Here is an 18,970-nt window from a genome sequence, read left to right as displayed (position 1 = left end):
GTGCAAACCCTCTCCGACCTTTTCTCCTTCTGGCACGAGCAAGCCGCTAAACTTGGTCAGCAGACCATTCAGCACATCGGCCTGACGGCGGCGGCGTTGCTGCTGGGCGTGCTGGTAGGGGTGCCCGTGGGGCTGGCGGTGGCGCGGCGGCCGCGGTGGGCAGGGCCGGTGCTGGGCTTCGCAGGTGTCTTGCAAACCATCCCGAGTATTGCGCTGCTGGGCTTTTTGATTCCGCTGATGGGCATTGGCTACGAGCCGGCCATCTTCGCGCTGTTTCTGTATTCGTTGCTGCCCATTGTGCGCAATACGGTGGAAGGCGTGCGCGGTGTAGATGCCGGTGTGGTAGAAGCCGCCCGCGGCCTGGGCCTCACCAATTGGCAAATTCTGCGGCTCGTGGAACTGCCGCTTGCCCTACCCGTTTTGTTTGCGGGCATCCGCACGGCCACGGTGATTAACGTGGGCGTAGCCACGCTGGCGGCCTACGTGGCGGCGGGTGGTCTGGGCGAATTCATCTTCGGCGGTATCGCCCTCAATAACCCCGTTATGATTCTGGCCGGCGCTATTCCGGCGGCTGGGCTGGCAGTAGCCTTTGATGTGGCACTGGCGGGCGTGCAGCGCCTGAGTGCCCGCCAGCTCACGCGGGTAGGCACGGCGCTGTTGGTGGTGCTGCCGCTATTGGGTGGCCTCTACTTGATACCCCGCGCCAGCGCACGGCTACGAGCCGGCTTCAGTCCCGAGTTTGTGGGTAGGGCCGATGGGCTACCGGGCTTGGCCACGACCTACGATTTGCACCCCAGCAACGTCATTCTGGCCCCGGCGCTGGTATACGAAGCCGCCCGCGCCGGCGAGGTAGACCTCATCGATGGCTACTCCACCGACGGCCGCATCAAAGCCTACGATCTGCGCGTGTTGCACGACGACAAGCAGGCCTTTCCGCCCTACTACGCCGCGCCGGTGGTGCGCCCGCAGGCACTGGCCGCCTACCCCCAACTGGCGCCGGCGCTGGCCAGACTGGCCGGGCAGATCAATGATTCGATGATGACTGATCTGAATTATCAGGTCGATTATCTGCACAAAGCCCCCCGCGCTGTGGCCGAAGCCTTCCTGCGGCAGCGCGGTCTGTGGTCCGCACCGCGCCCTACCCCAGCCGGCGCCCCTACCATCACGCTGGGCGCCAAGATTTTTGCTGAGCAAACTATTCTGGTAGAAATGTACGCAGCCCTCATTCGAGCCAATACTGATCTGAATGTAGCTACCAAGACCGGCCTGGGCGGCACCAGTATTTGTTTCGAGGCCCTGCGGCGCGGCGAAATCGATCTGTACCCGGAGTACACGGGCACGGGCTTATTGGTACTGTTGCAACCCTCCGCCGCCGTGCTAGACTCGCTTGGCGGCAACCCGCAAGCCGTGTATGACTACGTGCAACAAGGTTTCCGACGGCGCTACAACTTGGAGTGGCTGGCGCCGCTGGGCTTCAACAACGCCTATGCCCTGTTGATGCGGCGCCAGCAGGCCGCCAACTTAGGCATTGCCTCTATTTCGCAGTTGGGCGCCTACCTGCGGCAGTAGAAAAACTGTCGGCTCGCGGAGGCGGAGCTTTGCGAAAACGTACTTTTTTTTACTTTATTGAAACATTGTTGCATATATTTGTTGTCTAGTTATTCTTCTACCTTCTTGCTTTTTGTTATGTCTTCTGACACGCTTTTTGATGCACTGGTTGTTGGTGGCAGCGTAGCTGGTCTCAGCGCCGCGCTGATGCTGGGCCGCTCACGCCGCCGCGTGCTGGTACTGGATGCTGGCAGTCCGGCCAATCGGCAGACGCCCCACTCCCACAGCTTTTTCACCCGCGACGGGGCTACCCCCCAGCAGCTGCTTGCCATTGCCCGCGAGCAACTCCTACCCTACACCACCGTACAGCTCCGCACGGCCACCGTCACGCACATCACCCCTGACGGCCCCTATTTCAGCCTGAGCACCGAGGATGGGCAGACTTTCCGGGGACGTAAGCTACTACTTGCCACGGGCATCCGCGATGAAATGCCCGCACTGCCGGGCTTTGCTGACTGTTGGGGCATCTCGGTACTGCACTGCCCCTATTGCCACGGCTACGAAGTGCACAGCCAACCTCTGGGCGTGCTCGGCAATGGCGACATGGGGTTTCATTTTGCCCGCATGATTCAGCATTGGTCCGCTGATCTACGTGTGTTCACGAATGGGCCTTCTACCTTCACCGCAGAGCAAACCCAGCAGTTGCAAGCCCATTCTGTCCGCATTATCGAAACACCCTTGGCGGCGCTGGAGCACGAGGCGGGTCAGCTGCGCTACCTGCGCCTGACTAGCGACGAGCAGGTACCGCTTACGGCCTTGTTTGCCCACGTACCTTTTTCCCTGCCGCTTGACTTTCATGCACAACTTGGTTGCGAACTCACGGAGAACGGGCACCTGCGCACCAACGAGATGGGCGCTACTACGGTGCCCGGCGTATTTGCGGCGGGCGACCTGACTACGCCGATGCGGCAGATATCCGTTGCCAGCGCTCAGGGTGGCATGACAGGTGGTGCTCTAGACCGGGAATTGATAGCAGCAGACTTCTAACGCTATTGCTTCGCGGTAGGCGATGCAAGAGGGCGCTGGTCAACTTTACTTAGCCGAGCCAGTATCAGTACTATACTCACTGGCTACCCACATGCTCGATTTTATCCGCAATACATTTCAGGCGGCGTCACCGGCGGCGCGCACACCTTCTACTCACTCCAACGCTTCCAAAGGCCCATTTGACCCGAAGCAGCAGTCGGATGGCTTCATGACGCGAGTGCTGATTGTGGTAGGAACGGTGCTGTGCGTAGGGCTACTGTTGTGGTTTCTGTGGGCCAGCATTTCCATCCTACTCTTGAGCTTTGGATCGGTGCTGTTTGCGGTGTTGCTGCGGGCCATTGGCCGTATATTTTGCCGGATTTCCAGCAAAATCCCGCAGAAGTTAGCAGTTACGCTGGCTTTGTTACTGCTCATCGGACTCATCACTGGGTTTGTAATGCTAGCCGCGCCGCGCATATCTGAACAGGCAAGCACGCTGTCGTCTAATCTGCCGGCGGCCGTCAACAAAATTGAGAGCCAACTGGAAGAGACGCAATGGGGCCACTACATTATCGATAAGGTGCGCTCCGATGCCTCGGCCCCCAACCTCAGCCGGATGACGGGGTATGTGGGCAGCTTCCTGGGTATTGTGGCCAATACCGTGGTGCTGCTCATTGCGGGCTTCTTCCTGGCTCTCGACCCTAACCTGTACGTGAACGGCTTCACACGCTTATTTCCAATAGCCCGCCGGCAGCGGGCACGCGAGGTAGTGGGTTGCGTGGTACAGCAGTTGGAAGGGTGGCTGCTCGGGCAGTTTATTGCCATGCTGGCCGTGGGCATTCTTACCTGGGCGGGCCTAATGCTGCTAGGCATTCCGTTGGCGCTGGTGCTAGGAGTATTGACGTTTATCCTGGACTTCGTTCCCTTCATTGGGCCTATTGTGGCGGCCGTACCGGGGGTGCTGCTGGCGGTGCTGCAAGGCCCCGAAATGATGCTGTACGTGGGCTTGGTGTACCTGGGCGTGCAGCAAGTGGAAAGCTACGTGGTGGTGCCGCTGGTGCAGCAGCGCACCGTATCGGTACCACCGGTGCTGGTGCTGCTGGGGGCGCTGCTGGGTGGCGTGCTAGGTGGCTTGCCGGGTACCATCATTGCCATGCCTACCCTCGTCACGTTCATGACCCTGATTCAGGAACTCTATATTAAGGATGCACTAGGTGACCACCAGTCAACGGACGAAAACAAGTAGCCCCCACTGAAACCGCTTCTCTGTGGTTTCGGTATGGCTATGGTCCGCTTTATTCACTATTGCTTTATCAGCTTCTGCTGCGTTATCTGACCGTTTACCAGCACTTGCAGCAGGTATAGGCCCGGTTGTAGAGCTGGCACATTGCGCAGCACGCAAGCCGCTTCGGCCAGCTCATCGGGCGTGAAAACGTGTTGGTATACCTGCCGCCCATCGGCGGCCAGCAGACAGGCGTGGCCGGTAGTAGCTAAAGCGGGCAGTTGAAGCCGTAGCGTTTCACGGAAAGGGTTGGGTGCCACCTGCACCTGCCGGTCTTCCGCAGACGGTAGAGCCACGGCCGTTACCGGGGAGTAGGCACCAGTGCCGTCGCGGTCGAGCTGATGCAGGCGGTAGTACACCACGCCCGTTGCGGTAGGGCGGTGCAGATAAGAATAGTTTGTGTCGGTGGTTTTGTTGCCAGCGGCGGCCACGCGCCCTACCGGCACAAAGGTTTGGCCATCCATACTCGTTTCTACCACAAAAGCAGCAGAGTTCACCTCGCTGGCGGTATGCCACTGCAAACGCACTGCTCCACTGGTTTCCACGCTGCCGCTAAAGGACGTGAGCTGCACCGGCAACACCGTCACCGACCGGCTATTATACGCCACAAACGCCACGTCACTATCACCCGATAGCCTTATTTTAAACCTGGCTATTGCACTGTAGTTGTCCTTCGTAATGCCAAACTTACTGAGGTCGGCGCTCCATAGCCGGATAGGCCGTTCTGTTTTCGTAAAACCTAATGTCAGCGTTCGAGGCGTTTGAGACGCTTCGTAGAAGTCAGCCACCCAGTTTCCTACCGCCGGAAAATCTGTATTATACGTAACATCCACCGTATTGCCAATCAGCACATCTGCGGCATCGTAGAAGCCGTAGGTGTCCGATAGACTTGCATTTGGCGAGGCAATCTGCGTAACCAGAATATCCGGTACGCCATCGTTTAGGGCAGCGGCCTGCACATCGCGCACTACAAAGGCAATGTTACCGGCCGGCAGGTTGGCAATGCCCGTCCCGATATCCAGACCATTTGGCCCATCGGTAAGGTAGGAAGCCAACTCTTTGCTGGGGGGCGGGTTGCTGGGACCATTATCTACGCCGTCGTACAGTTGACCGAGCCCCACTTTCGTGTTGCTGTTGGGCGTGCCAATGGTTATAACGGGCAGCGCCTGAAAGCGAGTGGGCGTAATCACCAAGCCCTTATCTAGTAGTAGCTGGTCGTTGACGCCCGTAGAATAGCGCACACCATTCGCCGTAAACGACAGTAGGTTGTGGGAGTTATCAGGTTTTATAGGATTGATGCTGCCTACCCCACTCTGCCAATAGCCACCGTAAGATGTTACAATTTCCGTTACGTAGTTGATACTCGTTGTTTGGGCCAACGCTGGCGTCACACAAACACTACCCAACAGTATACTCAGCGTAAATAATTTATTCATCGAATCTATAGGTTCGTGCGAAAGTATTGCTGCTTTACCTTACTCCTCGAATTCCCTCTGAAGTACAAGTCACCATAAATTCATTTTCAATGAGAAGTGAGTTGTACATATTTGGGACAAAGGTAATAGAGACAAATATTTATATGTATATAAAAAATGTTATATTTCTAACATTATACTATCCTTTCAATCTGGGTCTTGTCGAAACAGTAAATTTTTCCAGATTTGGTCCTACCTGTTTCACCGGTAGGTAACAGCAGTGTACAGCACTTCACCTGTCCTTCAGATGGCTTTGCGTATGTTGCTGCCCTGAACTTTTCCCCTTACTCGTCTGCCTTTAGCTTATGTATGTACTGATTGTCGAAGACGAAAAAAGCCTGCACCAGGAGGTGCGCCAGTTCCTGACGCAGTCGCAGTATATTTGCGACTCGGCCCGCACGTATGCCGAGGCGTCGGAGAAAATCTTCGTGAATAGCTACGATTTCGTGCTGCTGGACCTGGGCCTACCCGACGGCGACGGCCTGGACTTGCTGCGTGAGGCCAAGGAGAACGAAAACCAGGAGGCCGCATTCATCATCCTCACGGCCCGCGGTGCCATCGACGACCGCATCAAAGGCCTCGACCTGGGCGCCGACGACTACCTTCCTAAGCCCTTCTCGCTCATGGAGTTGCAGAGCCGGATGCAGGCCATCACGCGGCGTAAGTTTGGGCTGAAGCGCCAGGAAGTGGATTTCGGCAATGGCTTTCACCTAGATGTAACGGGGCGCACGCTGCACTACCAGGGCCAGGAGGTGACGCTCACCAAAAAAGAGTTTGACTTGCTGCACTACCTGCTGCTACACAAAAACCGCGTGCTCACGCGCCTGCAACTAGGCGAACACCTGTGGGGCAACGTGCTGGAAGACGATTCCGACTCCAACTACATCGACGTACACATCAAGAACGTCCGCAAAAAACTCGGCCAGTTTGCGCCCACCGATTTCCTGGAAACTGTGCGCGGCATTGGTTACCGCATTACGGAGGGAAATTAAACGTCAAACACCCCTGTCATCCTGAGCAGAGCGAAGGACCTTATCACGTGAGAGCGACTAGCGTATCAACGACTTGTTCAACGGACATAAGGTCCTTCGCTCTGCTCAGGATGACAGGGTTTTAGCAATAGTAAACCATGCGGTTAGAAGCAAAGCTGGTCTTATTTAATGCGCTGTCGAAGCTGCTGCTGGTGCTGCTGGGCGTGGTGGTGCTGCCGCCAATTGTGAGTAGAGTATCCGTGGCGCACACCGACCAGCGCCTACGCGAGAAGCAAACGGAGCTGCTGGACCTGATCCGGCGCGACGGCATATCGGCTTTCGTACGGCAGGAGCAGAACGCCGAGGCATACGCCGATTATAATATCCTGAAACAGGAGTACATCAGCCTCACCCCCCTACCCGACACTACCCCCGAGGAACCCGTGCGGATGTTGGAGGAGCAGCGCCAGGTAGACAATGAGATTGAGGACTTTCGGATTCTCAGCCACGTATTTCGGCGCGGCGGGCGGGCCTACCGGCTGGAAATCGGGAGCAGCCTGGCTACGGTGGAGTTGCTCACCTATACACTGCGCCACCTGGCGCTGTGGGTGCTGGTGATTGGCGCCTTGCTGACGGTGTTTACGGACGCTGCTTTTGCCCACTACCTGTTGCGGCCGTTGGGTAGGCTGATCACCCAGAAACTACAGGCCGTGAACCACCCCTCGGCGTTTCCCTTTGAGCCGCTGACCACCACCACCGCCGACTTCCGCCGCCTCGACGACAGCCTCAACGGCATGATGCACAAGATACAGCGGGCTTTTGCCAAGGAGCGGGAGTTCATGTCGAACGTGTCGCATGAGCTGCTGACGCCGGTGAGTATCTTGCAAACGCGGTTCGAGAACATGCTGCAAGACCCGCGCCTGAGCCACGCGCATTCTTTGAAATTGGTGGAGTCGCAGAAAACACTCTACCGCCTGCGCAACACGGTGAAAACGCTGCTGCTCATCGCCAACATCGAAAACGAGCAGTATCTGCGCAACGAAACCGTATCGCTGGCGACGGTGCTGGCCGACGTGACCAATGAGCTGGAAGACCGCCTAGCCCAGCGCGAAATAAAGCTATTAGTGGAGTTGCACCCCGATTACGTGCTTCCCAACGCCAACCGCACGCTACTCTTTACGCTGCTGTTCAACCTGATTAGCAACGCCATCAAATACAACCGCGAGGAAGGCAGCATCACCATCACGGGCCAGCTCCTACCCGATGGCCGCTACCGCCTGGGCGTGCACGACACGGGTCCCGGTATTGCTGCTGAAAATATTCCGCACCTGTTCGACCGGTTCTTGCGCTTTCATAAAGGTGCCGCTGCGCCGGAGGGCTACGGCCTGGGCCTACCCATCGCCAAAACCATTGCTGACTTTCACGGCGCCGACCTGCGGGTGGAGTCAACTGTGGGCGAGGGCACTACCTTCATTCTGGAGTTTGCGTGAGGTAGTGCGGCCGCTAGGCTAGCACCGCTACGCACGGGAATTTTTCCTAAAAAAGACGCTCTGACTCAAATCAGAGCGTCTTTTTTTGTGATAGGCTGACTTGGTATCGACTGGTTTCACGCAGGCTTCATTTTGCTGCGCGTAGCTTTCGGACACAGAATTTTTCTCAGGCCATGAAGAAGCTGCTGCTCTTGCTACTAGCGGTGCTACTTGGGCTGATCGGTGTGTTGTGGTACCAGCAGGCAACACACCACCGGCTCCCCGTTAGCACCAGCATTCCTGTCATTCATAAATCTGACAATCCCGCCTTTGAGCACAAGCACGTGCAGGCGGTGCACACAGCTATTCTGCACCACCGGCCGCAACAGGTACTATAGCGGCCGGCTAGGCGCACTACCTTGCAGACAGGAAAAGCCTCATCCTTTGGACGGGGCCTTTTTTTTGCGCTCTACTTTCAAACCAAAGAATTCCCTACCCCAAGACCTACACTATGCGTTGCTGGCTTTAGTTGACAGTTGAAATGCAAAGGTGAAACCAGAGCCATTGCAGCGCAAGGGAGTGTTATGCTGCTAAAGCAGTTGCTTTGGCAGCATAAGCGGCCACATGACGAGCATGGGTATACATGTGTGCCACTGCGGCCGCCTGACCAGCAGCACGGGCAGCGGCTACGGCGGCTGGTTGGCTAGCGGCCCGTGCCGCCGCGTGTGCACCAAACGCGGCTTTCCGACAAGACAGCATGCTCGTCTGCCCTTGCACCCAAGCCCGCAACGTGGCTAATGCCTCGCGGGGACGCATATCGTGGGGGCATACCTGCTCAAATAAAGGTAGTACCCCCTCCGCGCAGTCAGCGGCTTCCAGCGCCAGCGCATGATGAATAGGCAAAGCAGGATTTTTAAATGGTGGTTTAGGAAAATCATGCATAAGTGTAAGCAGCTCATCAGTAACAGCCCGAGTCAACTCTACGAGGAGAAAGGATCGGGAGGTATGGCACCACGCAAGAACAGCAGAGTGAAAACTCGCCTAGCACAGCATTCGCCAACTCGCCAAGCTGCCATGTGTATCATTCTTTTAATCAACGTCTTTGCTATGCCGCAGTAAGCGCAAAGGTCTGGACCACCTGCCATTGCTGCCCATCGTGGCGAAATAGCTGGAATGCCGCTACCTCAAAAGTAGCCGCGTAGGTACGCGCCGCGAACAGGGACCGTAATTCGGGCACCTGTCCGGCGGGCAGGTCGCGGGTGGCGAGGGTGACATGGGGCGTAAAGGGCCGGGTTTCGCGGGGCACTTCTGGCAGCTGCGCCGCGCACCACGCCTGCAAGGCCGCGTGGAAAGCCCGTACGCCTTCGTCCTCCGGCACGCGCACAAACAACGTGCGGTTGCCGAACCACGCAAAATCCTCCACTCCTACCCCAAACGGCCGCTGCGTAGCAGCAAAAGCCGCCAGGGCTTGCCGCGCTTCCTGCTCGAAATCGGAGGATTGGCGCAGGGGTGGAATGAGGGTGATGTGCGGGGGTAGGCGCACGGCGTTGCGGCTGCCCGTGCGCTGGTGCACCTCCTGCTTCAGCGCCCACACCTCTGCTAGTGCGGGCTCGGGTAGCAGCAGCGCTACCAGGTACAGCGGTTTCGTGGGCACTGGAGTGGGGCCTACCCTACTCCGGGCGCGGGTCGGTGGGGGTAGCGCTGCCGATGTAGGGCGTGTGCGGCTGGGTAGGACGGCGTGGCGGGTGGTCGCCCAGCGTCAGGTCCCAGCTTTCATTGAGCTGACTGAGGCCGTAATGCGCAGTGAGGTCAAACTGGCAGGGCACCACGGAAATGTAGTTGTTGGCCAGTGCCCACTCGTCGGTGTCTTCACCTTGATCTTCATTCACGAAGTTGCCAATCAGCCAATAATAAGGACGGCGGTGCGGGTCGTGGCGCAGGTCGAACTCCTCCTGCCACTTGGCGCGAGCCTGCCGGCACAGGCGCGTACCCAGAATGGGCTGCTCCTGCTTCTTGGGAATGTTAATATTGAGGGCCGTACCCACCGGAATACCGTGGCCTAGAGCCTGCCGGGTGAGGTGCTCCACCCACTCTTCTACGTGCGAGAAATCGGCCTCGTGGCCGTAGTCGCAGAGCGAGAAGCCGATGGCAGGTAGCCCCTCAATGGCCGCCTCAATGGCTGCCGACATTGTGCCCGAGTACAGCACATTCACGGAGGAGTTGGAGCCGTGGTTGATGCCCGAAACTACTAGGTCGGGGTTGCGGTCTTTTAGGACCATGTGTTTGGCCAGCTTCACGCAGTCGGCGGGTGTGCCGGAGCACTCGTAGGCCTCGATGCCCTCGTCGGCAAACACGCGGCTGGGGTCGAGGCGCAGGGGATGGCCAATGGTGATGGCGTGGCCCATACCCGACTGGGGCGAGTCAGGCGCCACTACCACCACCTCGCCCAGGCGGCGCATCACGCGCACCAGCACGGCAATGCCGGGGGCAGTAATACCATCGTCGTTGGAAATCAGAATAAGTGGTTTGCGGGCAGAAGCGTCGGGCACGATCAGAAAGGTTTTGGATGAAAAAAGCTCGGCTAAAGGTACGCAAGTCGGCTGCCTTCGGTCGTAAAGTTTTGGTTATGCAGGTTTCCTCTCAACACCAAGCCGCTCGTTGCCGTAACTCGGACATGCTACCTTCAACTTTCTTTCTTCCCGGTATAGGGCTGCTGCGGGCCGCCCTGCTGCCCCTGGCGCTGCTGGCTGGGCTGACCGCCTGCGACTCGTCTACCACACCCACGGCCTCTAGCGGAGCATCGCCCTTTGCCGGCGACTCCCGCGCCACCGACCCCGACGCGGCCGCACAACGCATTGCGCAAACTCCGAATATGCCCGATTCGCTGCACCTGATCAGCCCCGGCCAGGCCGGGCGGCTGCGGGTGCGGATGCCCGAAAAGCTGCTCCTGGCCCGCGTACCCGCTGACCAGTTGCGCAAGCTCACGCGCACGGTGGGCGACAGCACCTACCCTGCCTACGAGATGCGCGATGCGCAAGACCCGTCGGCGCCGCCTACCCTACTGGAAATGGCCGGCAACCAGCAACGGGGTTTTTACCTGCGGCGCATCATCGTTACCGATCCGCAGTACCGCACTGGCGAAGGCGTGGGCGTGGGCTCGCCCTTCGGTGCAGCGCGTCAGCTGTTTGGCTTAACGCGGGTACGCACCACTCCCGATGGCTTCGCAGCCGTCTCACGCCAAGCCCGCATGGCCTGGCTGCTAGACGAAAACTCCCTCCCCGCTGACCACAGCACCGACATGCCTTCGGCTGAAATCCCTACCGCTACGCGTATTACAGGAGTTGTGGTGTATTGAGTTTGTAAGATTGTGCAGTTGTAAAGAAGAAAGCGTCTGTCATCCTGAGCTTGCGAAGGACCCTATTTCAGTGGAACGACCATTGTACTAACGACTCGTTCTACTGTGATAAGGTCCTTCGCAAGCTCAGGATGACAGACGCTTTCTTCTTTACAACTGCACAATCTTACAAACTCACTCAGTCACTCGTCTAGCGTCCGAAGTCGTCTTGTACGCGGACGATATCGTCTTCGTCGGAGGGTTGCTGGGGGTCGGTGTGCTGCCAGATTTCGGCGATGATGCCCCAGTCGTCGAGGCCGATAAGGCGGTGCCGCTCGCCCTGTTGCAGGACAATTTGCTCGCCGGGCGCGTAGGTTTTCAGCTCACCTTCTTCGTCGGTATCGCTGGTGATAACGCCCACAGTACCACGTACCACGCGCCAGATTTCGGCGCGGCGGTGGTGGTACTGCCACGACAAGCGCTGGTGAGGTGCTACTAGCAGGATCTTAGGGCTGAGCTTGCCCGAGATGCGCAGGCTATCCACCGACAGCCCATCGAAATAGGCATCGGCAAAAGCCTGGGCCTGTTCCTCGTCCAACACAAAAAAACCGCCCCACGGACGCGTATCGTCCTTGCGGTCGACGGTGAAGCCCTGCTGTTGCAGGTGCTCGGCTACTTCGGCAAAAAGCGCGGATTTAGCAGCGGTAGTTTCCATAAGAAGAAAAAGGTAAAAGAACCAGATAATTAAAACAGAGGCTAGTGTATGCGGCGAATCGATGACTGCCGGATGAGTAGGGACGGCGGCAGCTGCACTTGCGTGGTCCGGCCTTTCTCGTCGCCCCCTTCCAGGGCGGTTAGGAGCGTGCCAATAATATTATCGGCCATCACCTCCATGGGCTGCGCAATAACGGTAATTGTGGGCGAATACAGCCGAAAAAGGTCGGAATCGTCGAAGGAAACAATGGCAATATCCTCCGGAATGCGCAGCCCCAGGCGGCTGATGGCTTCCAGCCCATACACGCTCAGGTAATTGGTAGAGAACAGGATAGCATCGCACAGCGGATTGGCGCGCAAAAACTCGTGAATGCGCTGAATCATCTGTTCACGTTCCAGCAGAAAATCCACCTCCAGTACCAGCTCCGACAAGCCGTATTCGCGCATGGCCTGCGCGTAGCCCTGCCGTCGGCCCAGCATCTGGGTCTGCCCGGAGTTGATGGTCACAAAGGCCACCGACGAAAACCCCTGGCTCAGCAAGTGCCGTGTGGCCTGGGAGGTGCCGGCGGCGCCGTCTACCACCACGGCATTGGCCAGCACGCCCGGCAGCAGGCGGTCAAACAGCACCACGGGTTTACCGTTGCGCACCAAGGCACCAATTTCTTCTTCTACCCCGTTGGGAGGCGCCACCACGTAGCCATCCACGTGTCGCTCCTGAAACATGGTGAGTAAGTCGCTGGTCTTGGCGGTGTCGTTGTTGGTGCTGCAATAGATGATGCGGTAGCCGCGCTCCAGTGCCTTCTTCTCAATCAGGCCCGCCACCGTGGCAAAAAACGAGTTGGCAATATCCTCTACAATTAGCCCAATAACGTGGGTTTTGCCTGTGCGCAGGCTTTTGGCCAGTTGGTTCGGCTTGTACCCAACTTCCTCCACATATGTTAGCACCTTCTCAGCCAGCGCGTCGCTGATGCGGTTTTCTTTCGCTTTCCCGTTAAGCACCAACGACACAGTGGCAATGGACACATCCAGGTGCTGCGCAATGTCGCGGATCAGGGTTTTCTTTTTCAAGTATTTGGGGTCTTGGGGTCTTGGGGTCTTGGATGACGTTCAGGTATTTCATTGAACATTATCCATGACCCTAAGACTCTATTCATACACTTCTTTTGGGCGATTAGCCGCGGCAGCGCCGAAGCTTGTATTGGGCTGTGGGCCCATGGTAAGCTCCAGCGTGCCACCGGCTACTACATCTTTGTGCAGCAGGTAGCTGTTGGGGTAGGGCTTGCCGTTGAGCTTAGCAGATTGAATATAGGGGTTGGCGGCGCTATTGTTCTTCGCTTCCAGCACGAACACCTTACCTTTTGGCAGGCGAATAGTAGCCTTATCGACGATGGGGCTACCCAGTACGTAGGCGCCACTGCTGGGGCTCACGGGGTAGAAACCCATAGCCGACATAATATACCAGGCCGACATTTGCCCGCAGTCCTCGTTGCCGCTGATGCCGTCGGGCTTGTCGAGGTACATTTCGCGCAGCACCTGGCGCACCTTGGCGGCGGTTTTCCACTGCTGGCCGGCGTAGGGGTAGAGGTACACCGTGGCGTGGCTGGGCTCGTTGCCGTGGGCGTACATGCCAATCAGCCCCGATATATCCGGCGAGGCGCTTTCGCCCAGGCTACCCTGCACCACAAACAGGCTGTCGAGCTTCTCCACAAACGCCGCATCGGAGCCGAACAGTTTGATCAGGCCAGGTGGGTCTTGCGGCACCAGCCAGGTGTACTGCCAGGCGTTGCCCTCGGTGTAGTTGTTCTGGCGGTGGATGGACTGAATGGGGTCGAAGGGCAGCTGGAACTTGCCGTCGGAGGTGAGGCCGCGCATGAAGCGGGTGTGCGGGTCGAAGTACTTCTTATAATACTGGGCGCGTTTGCTGTAGTTCTGATAATCTTCCTGCTTACCCAACTTTTTGGCTACCTGCGCAATGCTCCAATCGTCAATAGCATACTCCATGGCCTTCGCTACCGACTCGCTTTCTTTGTCGGCCGGTATGAAGCCCAGTTCCTTTACGTACTTCACGCCCTCGTCGTCGCGGGTGCTGGAGGCGCGCATGGCATCCAGCAGCTGGTTGCCGTCGAGGCCGGGCGTGCCTTTCAGGTATGCTTCGGCCAAGGCTGGCACGGCGCTGTAGCCTACCATGGTGTTGGTTTCGTTGCCCATCAGGTGCCAGATGGGCAGCTTGCCCTGCTGCCGGTAAATAGCCAGCATCGACTGCATCATGTCCCCTACTCGCTCGGGTTGGGCCAGCAGGAAGAAAGACTGCGCCGTGCGATAGGTGTCCCAGAGCGAAAAGATAGTATAATTCTGAAACGGCGCTTTTTCGTACACCTTCTTATCGGTGCCGCGGTAGTCGCCGTTGGCATCGTTGAACAGGGCCGGCGCAAACAGCGCGTGGTACATGGACGTGTAGAAAATGCGCCGGGCCGTTGCGTCCTTGGTTTCGATGGTGACCTTTGCTAGCTCCTTATTCCACTCCGCATCAGCGGCCTGCTGCACCTTGGCGAAATCCCAGCCGGGAATCTCGGCCTGAATATTCGCTAGCGCATTATCGGTGCTTACCGGCGAGATGCCTACCTTCAGCAGCAAGGTACTGGGAGCCTTCGCAAAGTTGAATACGCCTTTAATAGCCTGCCCCTTTCCCGATTTACCCGTGAGCTTTTCGGCCTCGTTGTAAATAGCAAACTGCGGCACCGGCGCCGACGTCTTGATGGCGAAGTATAGGCGCTGGTCGCGGGCCCACCCTTTGGAGAAGCGGTACCCCACAAACGTCTGCGCATCTACCTGCTCTATATACGTATCGGTGGCTTTGTCGTCGATGCCTTCTTTAAGGTCGATGATAACATGGGCCTCTTTACCGCCAGCAGGGAAGGTGTACTTGTGCATGCCTACCCTTGCGGAGCTGGTCAGTTCGGCCCGGATGCCGTAGTCGTCCAGCGTCACGGCATAGTAGCCGGGTTTTGCGGTTTCGCGCTGGTGCGAGAAGCGCGAGAGGTAGCCTTGGTGGGGCGCTTTCTGCTGGCCTTTATCGGTTTTGAGCGGACCAGTGTAAGGCATGATGAGCACGTCGCCGAGGTCGGAGCCGCCGGTGCCACTGAGGTGCGTGTGCGAGAAGCCAACAATCAGACTATCGGAATAGTGGTAGCCTGAGCACCAGTCCCAGCCCTTGAAAATGTTCTGCGGCCCTACCTGTACGGCTCCAAAGGGCACATTAGCCCCCAGAAATACGTGGCCGTGCCCGCCGGTCCCAATCATCGGGTCGACGTAGGAGGTGAGTTTTTGGTTTTGAGCGTGAGTGGTGGCGCTAATTAGCAACAGTCCGCCAAGCAGCCAGCGAAATGGCCGAGCAGCGGCCTGCCGGAAGTGAGTATGCGCTTTTCGCATGCGAATAGGTTAGGATAAATGGCGATGGGAAAGCAGCCTGTATTGGGTGCGGCCGGGTGATGTGGGCCTGCAATTCTTAGTGGCAACAGTATGGCCTTACAGTATTATAGCTTCTGGCTTGCCGGGCAAATATGCTAAAAGCTTTTAGCAGTTGTTTGGTAGATCAAAATAAATACTTGATATTTTCGCTCACAAACCGCTTTTTTGCTTTAGGCTAGTGCAATGGTTTCTCTTTGCTGCTTACGACCTACGCTCTAATTCAGCTCTTTTCCTAACGCGTCAGCTACCTATTCTATAGGTCATTATAGCTGTCTTCCCTACCCTACCCCGAGCAGCTGGCCCGGGTAGCCCGTAGCTTTTCACGCGCTAATCTTCAGCTTTTCGCTCTTGCCTCGCTTTTGATTTCACTTTATACATCGACATGCTAAAACGTTTAAGTTTTCTTTGCAATCGATTTCTACAAGGGTGAACATTTTAGAGAGACAAGCCTACTTCATTGTTTTTTTCATTTCCATCTTCCACCAAATCTTACCTTATGACCTCTTCTTTATCTGTTAAACAGTTGTGTAGGGTACCGCTGCTGGCGCTTAGTGTGGCAATGGTGTTACCTCTCACACAGGCTACGGCCAACAACCATGCGGCAGAGACCTTCCGTCGTGTTGATGTGACGGTGCAGGGCCAAGTGCGGGATGACCAAGGCAACCCATTACCCGGCGCCACCGTGGTACTTAAAGGTGCTACGGGCGTAGGGGCCTCATCTGATGCGGAGGGTCGTTTCTCTCTGACGGTGCCTACCGGCAACGAAACGCTGGTCGTTTCTTCTATCGGTTACGTAGCCCAGGAAGTAGCTATTGGCGGCCGTACCACGCTGACAATACGACTGGTAACAGATAACAAGGCGCTGGACGAGGTAGTGGTGGTAGGCTACGGTACGCAAAAGCGTTCCGACGTGACGGGAGCTGTGGGTAGCGTAAGCAGCAAGGAGCTGGAAGAACGCCCTATCGTAAACGTAGCGCAGGGCTTACAGGGCCGGGTAGCGGGTGTTGATGTATCTCTGAATTCGGGCCAACCGGGTAGCAGCCCACTCATTCGGGTGCGGGGCTATGGCTCTATTAATGCGGGCAACAACCCACTTTATGTAGTAGATGGCGTATTCTGGGATGCAGGTATTACCTCGCTGAACCCCAACGATATTGCCAGCATTGAAGTACTAAAAGACGCTTCAGCTACAGCTATTTATGGTGCGCAGGGTAGCAATGGTGTTATTCTGATTACGACCAAGCGCGGCAAAAAGGGCACTCAGATTGGTTACGACACCTTCGTGAGCGTAAGCCGCATTGCCCGCAAGCTGGATGTGATGGACTCGCAGCAATTTCTGGCCACGGAAGACTTGGCGTATCAGAACATTCAGAAATATGACCCTGCTGGCTGGGCCGCTGGCCGCTACGCCAACCGTGACCCGCGTATCAAGCGACGGGCGCTGACTGCTGCCAATAGCCCGCGTCCGTTGTTTGACGACAACCTGAATCCACTCTACAACACTGACTGGCAGGATGAAACCACACAGACAGGCGTGACCCAAAGCCACAACCTGTCGTTTTCGGGCGGTAGCGACCAGCTTACGTACGGTTTGTTTCTGAACTATACCAACGCTCAGGGCACTATCCTGAATACGTTTCAGAAGCGCTATAATGCCCGCTTGGTGATTGATAACCAAGTGAAAAAGTGGTTGAAAGTGGGAACTACTATCAACTACAATAATATTGATGAGCGTATCGGCAATGACTTCGTGGGCGGCAACAACATTCCGCGCATGATGATTGAGATGATTCCTATTATGCCCGTCAGATACCCGGATGGTACCTACGCCAGGCGCCAAGACTACCCGGATATGGAAACGGGAGACAACCCGGTTGCCATTGCTCAGGAGGATGAAGAACTCCGCCGCCGGCAAGTTTTCTCGGGTAACGGCTACCTGGATTTCACGATCCTGCCGAGCCTGAATTTCCGCAGTGTCCTAGGCGCCACAATACAGAATTACAACGACCCATCCTACGCTACCACCCTGATTCAATTACGGGGGCAGCAAGGCTACGCCAGCATCAACGACTACAACGCTACTAGCTTGCAGTGGCAGAACTACCTCACGTACAACAAACAGTTGAACGAAGACAACTCGTTGAACGTGGTGGTAGGTGTAGACTCCCGCCGCTTCCGAAGCCTGGCAAATGGCAGCAGCACTACCCTATTGGTAGACAATGCGTTCAGCTTTTATAATCTAGGAACGGGCTCTACCCCCAACCCACCCAGCTCTGGCTACAATGCCGACCAATTCTTCTCCATCTTTGGACGCGTGAACTATGGCTACAAGGACCGCTACCTGCTGACTCTGACCACCCGTCGGGACGGCTCGTCGCGCTTCGGGGAAAACAACAAGAATGCGATTTTCCCATCGGCGGCTATTGCCTGGCGGATTTCGGAAGAAGATTTCCTGAAGGAAAACCGCATTTTCTCGGATCTGAAGCTGCGCTTCGGCTATGGTCGTACCGGTAACAGCGGTCCTGATTTTGGCAACTATGTGTCGCAGACGTTTTTGGGCACCAACGGCTATATTTTTAGTGGAACCCGCACAAACGGTATTACATTGGGTTCCTTAGGCAACCCAGACCTTAGATGGGAGACGGCCGATCAGTTTGACCTGGGTCTGAACGTAGGGTTGCTGCAAAACCGCGTCACCTTTGAGGCAGATCTGTACCAGCGTACCACTAAAGATCTGCTTCTCAACGCACCCGTACCACGCAGCAGCGGCTATGGCTCTATTCCGAGCAACGTAGGTAGCGTGCGCAACCGGGGCTTGGAGTTGTCGCTGAATACAGTAAATATTCAGAGCACAGACTTCACTTGGAATACGACCTTCAACGTTTCCTTCCTGCAAAACCGCATCCTACAATTGGGCGCAGCTGGCGACGATATTTTTCCTGGTCCGAACTTCCTCAACCAGACCACCGTGCTGCGCGTGGGCAACCCGGTAGGTTCGCTATTTGGACTGGAGCGTCTGGGCACTTGGAACACCAACGAAGCGGATGAAGCTGCAAAATATGACCGCCTACCCGGTGACCTCAAATGGAAGGATCAAAATAACGATGGCCAGATCAACGACCAGGACCGGGTGATCTTAGGTAAGAACATTCCTACTGGCTTCGGCTCGTTCATCAACAACTTCCGCTACAAAGGCTTTGATCTGCTTGTGGACTTACAATTCACTTATGGCAACAAGGCTATGAACTTGACCCACCACTCGGCGCTGGACCGCACCGGGCAAGCCAATAGCTACGAGCAGGCTCTGACAGGCGCCTGGACACCGGAGAATCAGAATACCAGCATTGCTGAAGTGCGTCCCTCTTACATCCGCTACGATTCGCGCATTGACTCTTATAAAGTGCAGGATGCATCGTTCCTGCGGGGTCGTAACCTGGTACTGGGGTATAACTTCTCCAACGAGTTAATTCAGAAGATTTCGCTGAGCCGCCTCCGTGTGTATGTGTCGGCGCAGAACTTCTTCCTACTCACTGATTACTTCGGCTACGACCCTGAGACGTCGACTTACGGCAATACTTTCTCCCAAGGCATTCAGTTCTTCGACTATCCCAAGGCTCGCACTTTCACAGCTGGCCTGAATGTATCTTTCTAGTTGTCAATTATCTGTTGTCAGCGATAAATCG

Annotated in this window: 15 protein-coding genes; 8 read left to right on the top strand and 7 right to left on the bottom strand. The window is 56.6% G+C overall.

Annotated features, from left to right (window positions below; all coding sequences use genetic code 11):
- From J4D97_RS02680 to J4D97_RS02670, 3 genes are all read left to right on the top strand, one after another.
- Complete coding sequence (locus J4D97_RS02680) at nt 1-1,569, top strand: ABC transporter permease/substrate-binding protein (protein WP_208306250.1); 1,569 nt, start codon at nt 1-3, stop codon at nt 1,567-1,569.
- Between the two features lie 117 nt (nt 1,570-1,686).
- The gene (locus tag J4D97_RS02675; protein ID WP_208306249.1) at nt 1,687-2,595 is read left to right on the top strand and encodes an NAD(P)/FAD-dependent oxidoreductase; all 909 of its coding nucleotides are present in this window, start codon (nt 1,687-1,689) and stop codon (nt 2,593-2,595) included.
- Nucleotides 2,596-2,686: 91 nt separating this feature from the next.
- A complete protein-coding gene (locus tag J4D97_RS02670; protein WP_208306248.1) occupies nt 2,687-3,820 on the top strand; it encodes an AI-2E family transporter in 1,134 nt (377 codons plus the stop codon).
- A 56-nt stretch (nt 3,821-3,876) separates the two neighbouring features.
- Here J4D97_RS02670 and J4D97_RS02665 read toward each other — a convergent pair whose 3' ends face one another.
- The gene (locus J4D97_RS02665; RefSeq protein ID WP_208306247.1) at nt 3,877-5,292 is read right to left on the bottom strand and encodes a T9SS type A sorting domain-containing protein; all 1,416 of its coding nucleotides are present in this window, start codon (nt 5,290-5,292) and stop codon (nt 3,877-3,879) included.
- A gap of 344 nt (nt 5,293-5,636) precedes the next feature.
- Between J4D97_RS02665 and J4D97_RS02660 the strand changes: the two genes are divergently transcribed.
- The 3 genes from J4D97_RS02660 to J4D97_RS02650 all read left to right on the top strand — a co-directional run bounded on the left by J4D97_RS02660 (nt 5,637) and on the right by J4D97_RS02650 (nt 8,169).
- Entirely contained in the window at nt 5,637-6,323 is a 687-nt protein-coding gene (locus J4D97_RS02660; RefSeq protein WP_185283508.1) for a response regulator transcription factor, read from the top strand.
- A 137-nt stretch (nt 6,324-6,460) separates the two neighbouring features.
- Nucleotides 6,461-7,792, top strand: coding sequence for a sensor histidine kinase (locus J4D97_RS02655; RefSeq protein WP_208306246.1), 1,332 nt, complete (start codon nt 6,461-6,463; stop codon nt 7,790-7,792).
- Between the two features lie 173 nt (nt 7,793-7,965).
- Nucleotides 7,966-8,169, top strand: a complete 204-nt coding sequence (locus J4D97_RS02650) for a hypothetical protein (RefSeq protein ID WP_185283506.1) — start codon at nt 7,966-7,968, stop codon at nt 8,167-8,169.
- A gap of 184 nt (nt 8,170-8,353) precedes the next feature.
- Here the strand turns inward: J4D97_RS02650 and J4D97_RS02645 are convergent, their stop codons facing one another.
- The 3 genes from J4D97_RS02645 to surE form a co-directional block, all read right to left on the bottom strand.
- Entirely contained in the window at nt 8,354-8,674 is a 321-nt protein-coding gene (locus J4D97_RS02645) for a putative immunity protein (protein ID WP_208306245.1), read from the bottom strand.
- Nucleotides 8,675-8,876: 202 nt separating this feature from the next.
- Nucleotides 8,877-9,425: a 2'-5' RNA ligase family protein gene (locus J4D97_RS02640; RefSeq protein ID WP_208306244.1), complete on the bottom strand. Its 549-nt coding sequence runs from the start codon at nt 9,423-9,425 to the stop codon at nt 8,877-8,879.
- Nucleotides 9,426-9,441: 16 nt separating this feature from the next.
- Nucleotides 9,442-10,326, bottom strand: a complete 885-nt coding sequence (gene surE / locus J4D97_RS02635; RefSeq protein WP_432207205.1) for a 5'/3'-nucleotidase SurE — start codon at nt 10,324-10,326, stop codon at nt 9,442-9,444.
- Nucleotides 10,327-10,445: 119 nt separating this feature from the next.
- Here surE and J4D97_RS02630 point away from each other — a divergent pair, with 119 nt between their 5' ends.
- Nucleotides 10,446-11,126: a hypothetical protein gene (locus J4D97_RS02630; RefSeq protein ID WP_185283502.1), complete on the top strand. Its 681-nt coding sequence runs from the start codon at nt 10,446-10,448 to the stop codon at nt 11,124-11,126.
- 190 nt (nt 11,127-11,316) lie between these two features.
- On the opposite strand, the gene J4D97_RS02625 is transcribed toward J4D97_RS02630, so the two are convergent.
- The 3 genes from J4D97_RS02625 to J4D97_RS02615 all read right to left on the bottom strand — a co-directional run bounded on the left by J4D97_RS02625 (nt 11,317) and on the right by J4D97_RS02615 (nt 15,248).
- Nucleotides 11,317-11,820: a phosphoheptose isomerase gene (locus J4D97_RS02625; RefSeq protein WP_208306242.1), complete on the bottom strand. Its 504-nt coding sequence runs from the start codon at nt 11,818-11,820 to the stop codon at nt 11,317-11,319.
- A 41-nt stretch (nt 11,821-11,861) separates the two neighbouring features.
- Nucleotides 11,862-12,887 (bottom strand): LacI family DNA-binding transcriptional regulator, encoded by a 1,026-nt coding sequence (locus J4D97_RS02620; RefSeq protein ID WP_208306241.1) that lies wholly within the window; start codon nt 12,885-12,887, stop codon nt 11,862-11,864.
- Between the two features lie 78 nt (nt 12,888-12,965).
- Nucleotides 12,966-15,248 (bottom strand): GH92 family glycosyl hydrolase, encoded by a 2,283-nt coding sequence (locus tag J4D97_RS02615; RefSeq protein WP_208306240.1) that lies wholly within the window; start codon nt 15,246-15,248, stop codon nt 12,966-12,968.
- Between the two features lie 535 nt (nt 15,249-15,783).
- Here J4D97_RS02615 and J4D97_RS02610 point away from each other — a divergent pair.
- On the top strand, nt 15,784-18,939 hold the full coding sequence (locus tag J4D97_RS02610; protein ID WP_208306239.1) for a SusC/RagA family TonB-linked outer membrane protein: 3,156 nt from the start codon (nt 15,784-15,786) through the stop codon (nt 18,937-18,939).
- Nucleotides 18,940-18,970: the final 31 nt, after the last annotated feature.

It is taken from the genome of Hymenobacter defluvii (genome assembly GCF_017589435.1).
GTDB classification, from domain to species: domain Bacteria; phylum Bacteroidota; class Bacteroidia; order Cytophagales; family Hymenobacteraceae; genus Hymenobacter; species Hymenobacter profundi.
This window is presented reverse-complemented; position numbering and strand designations above follow the sequence as displayed.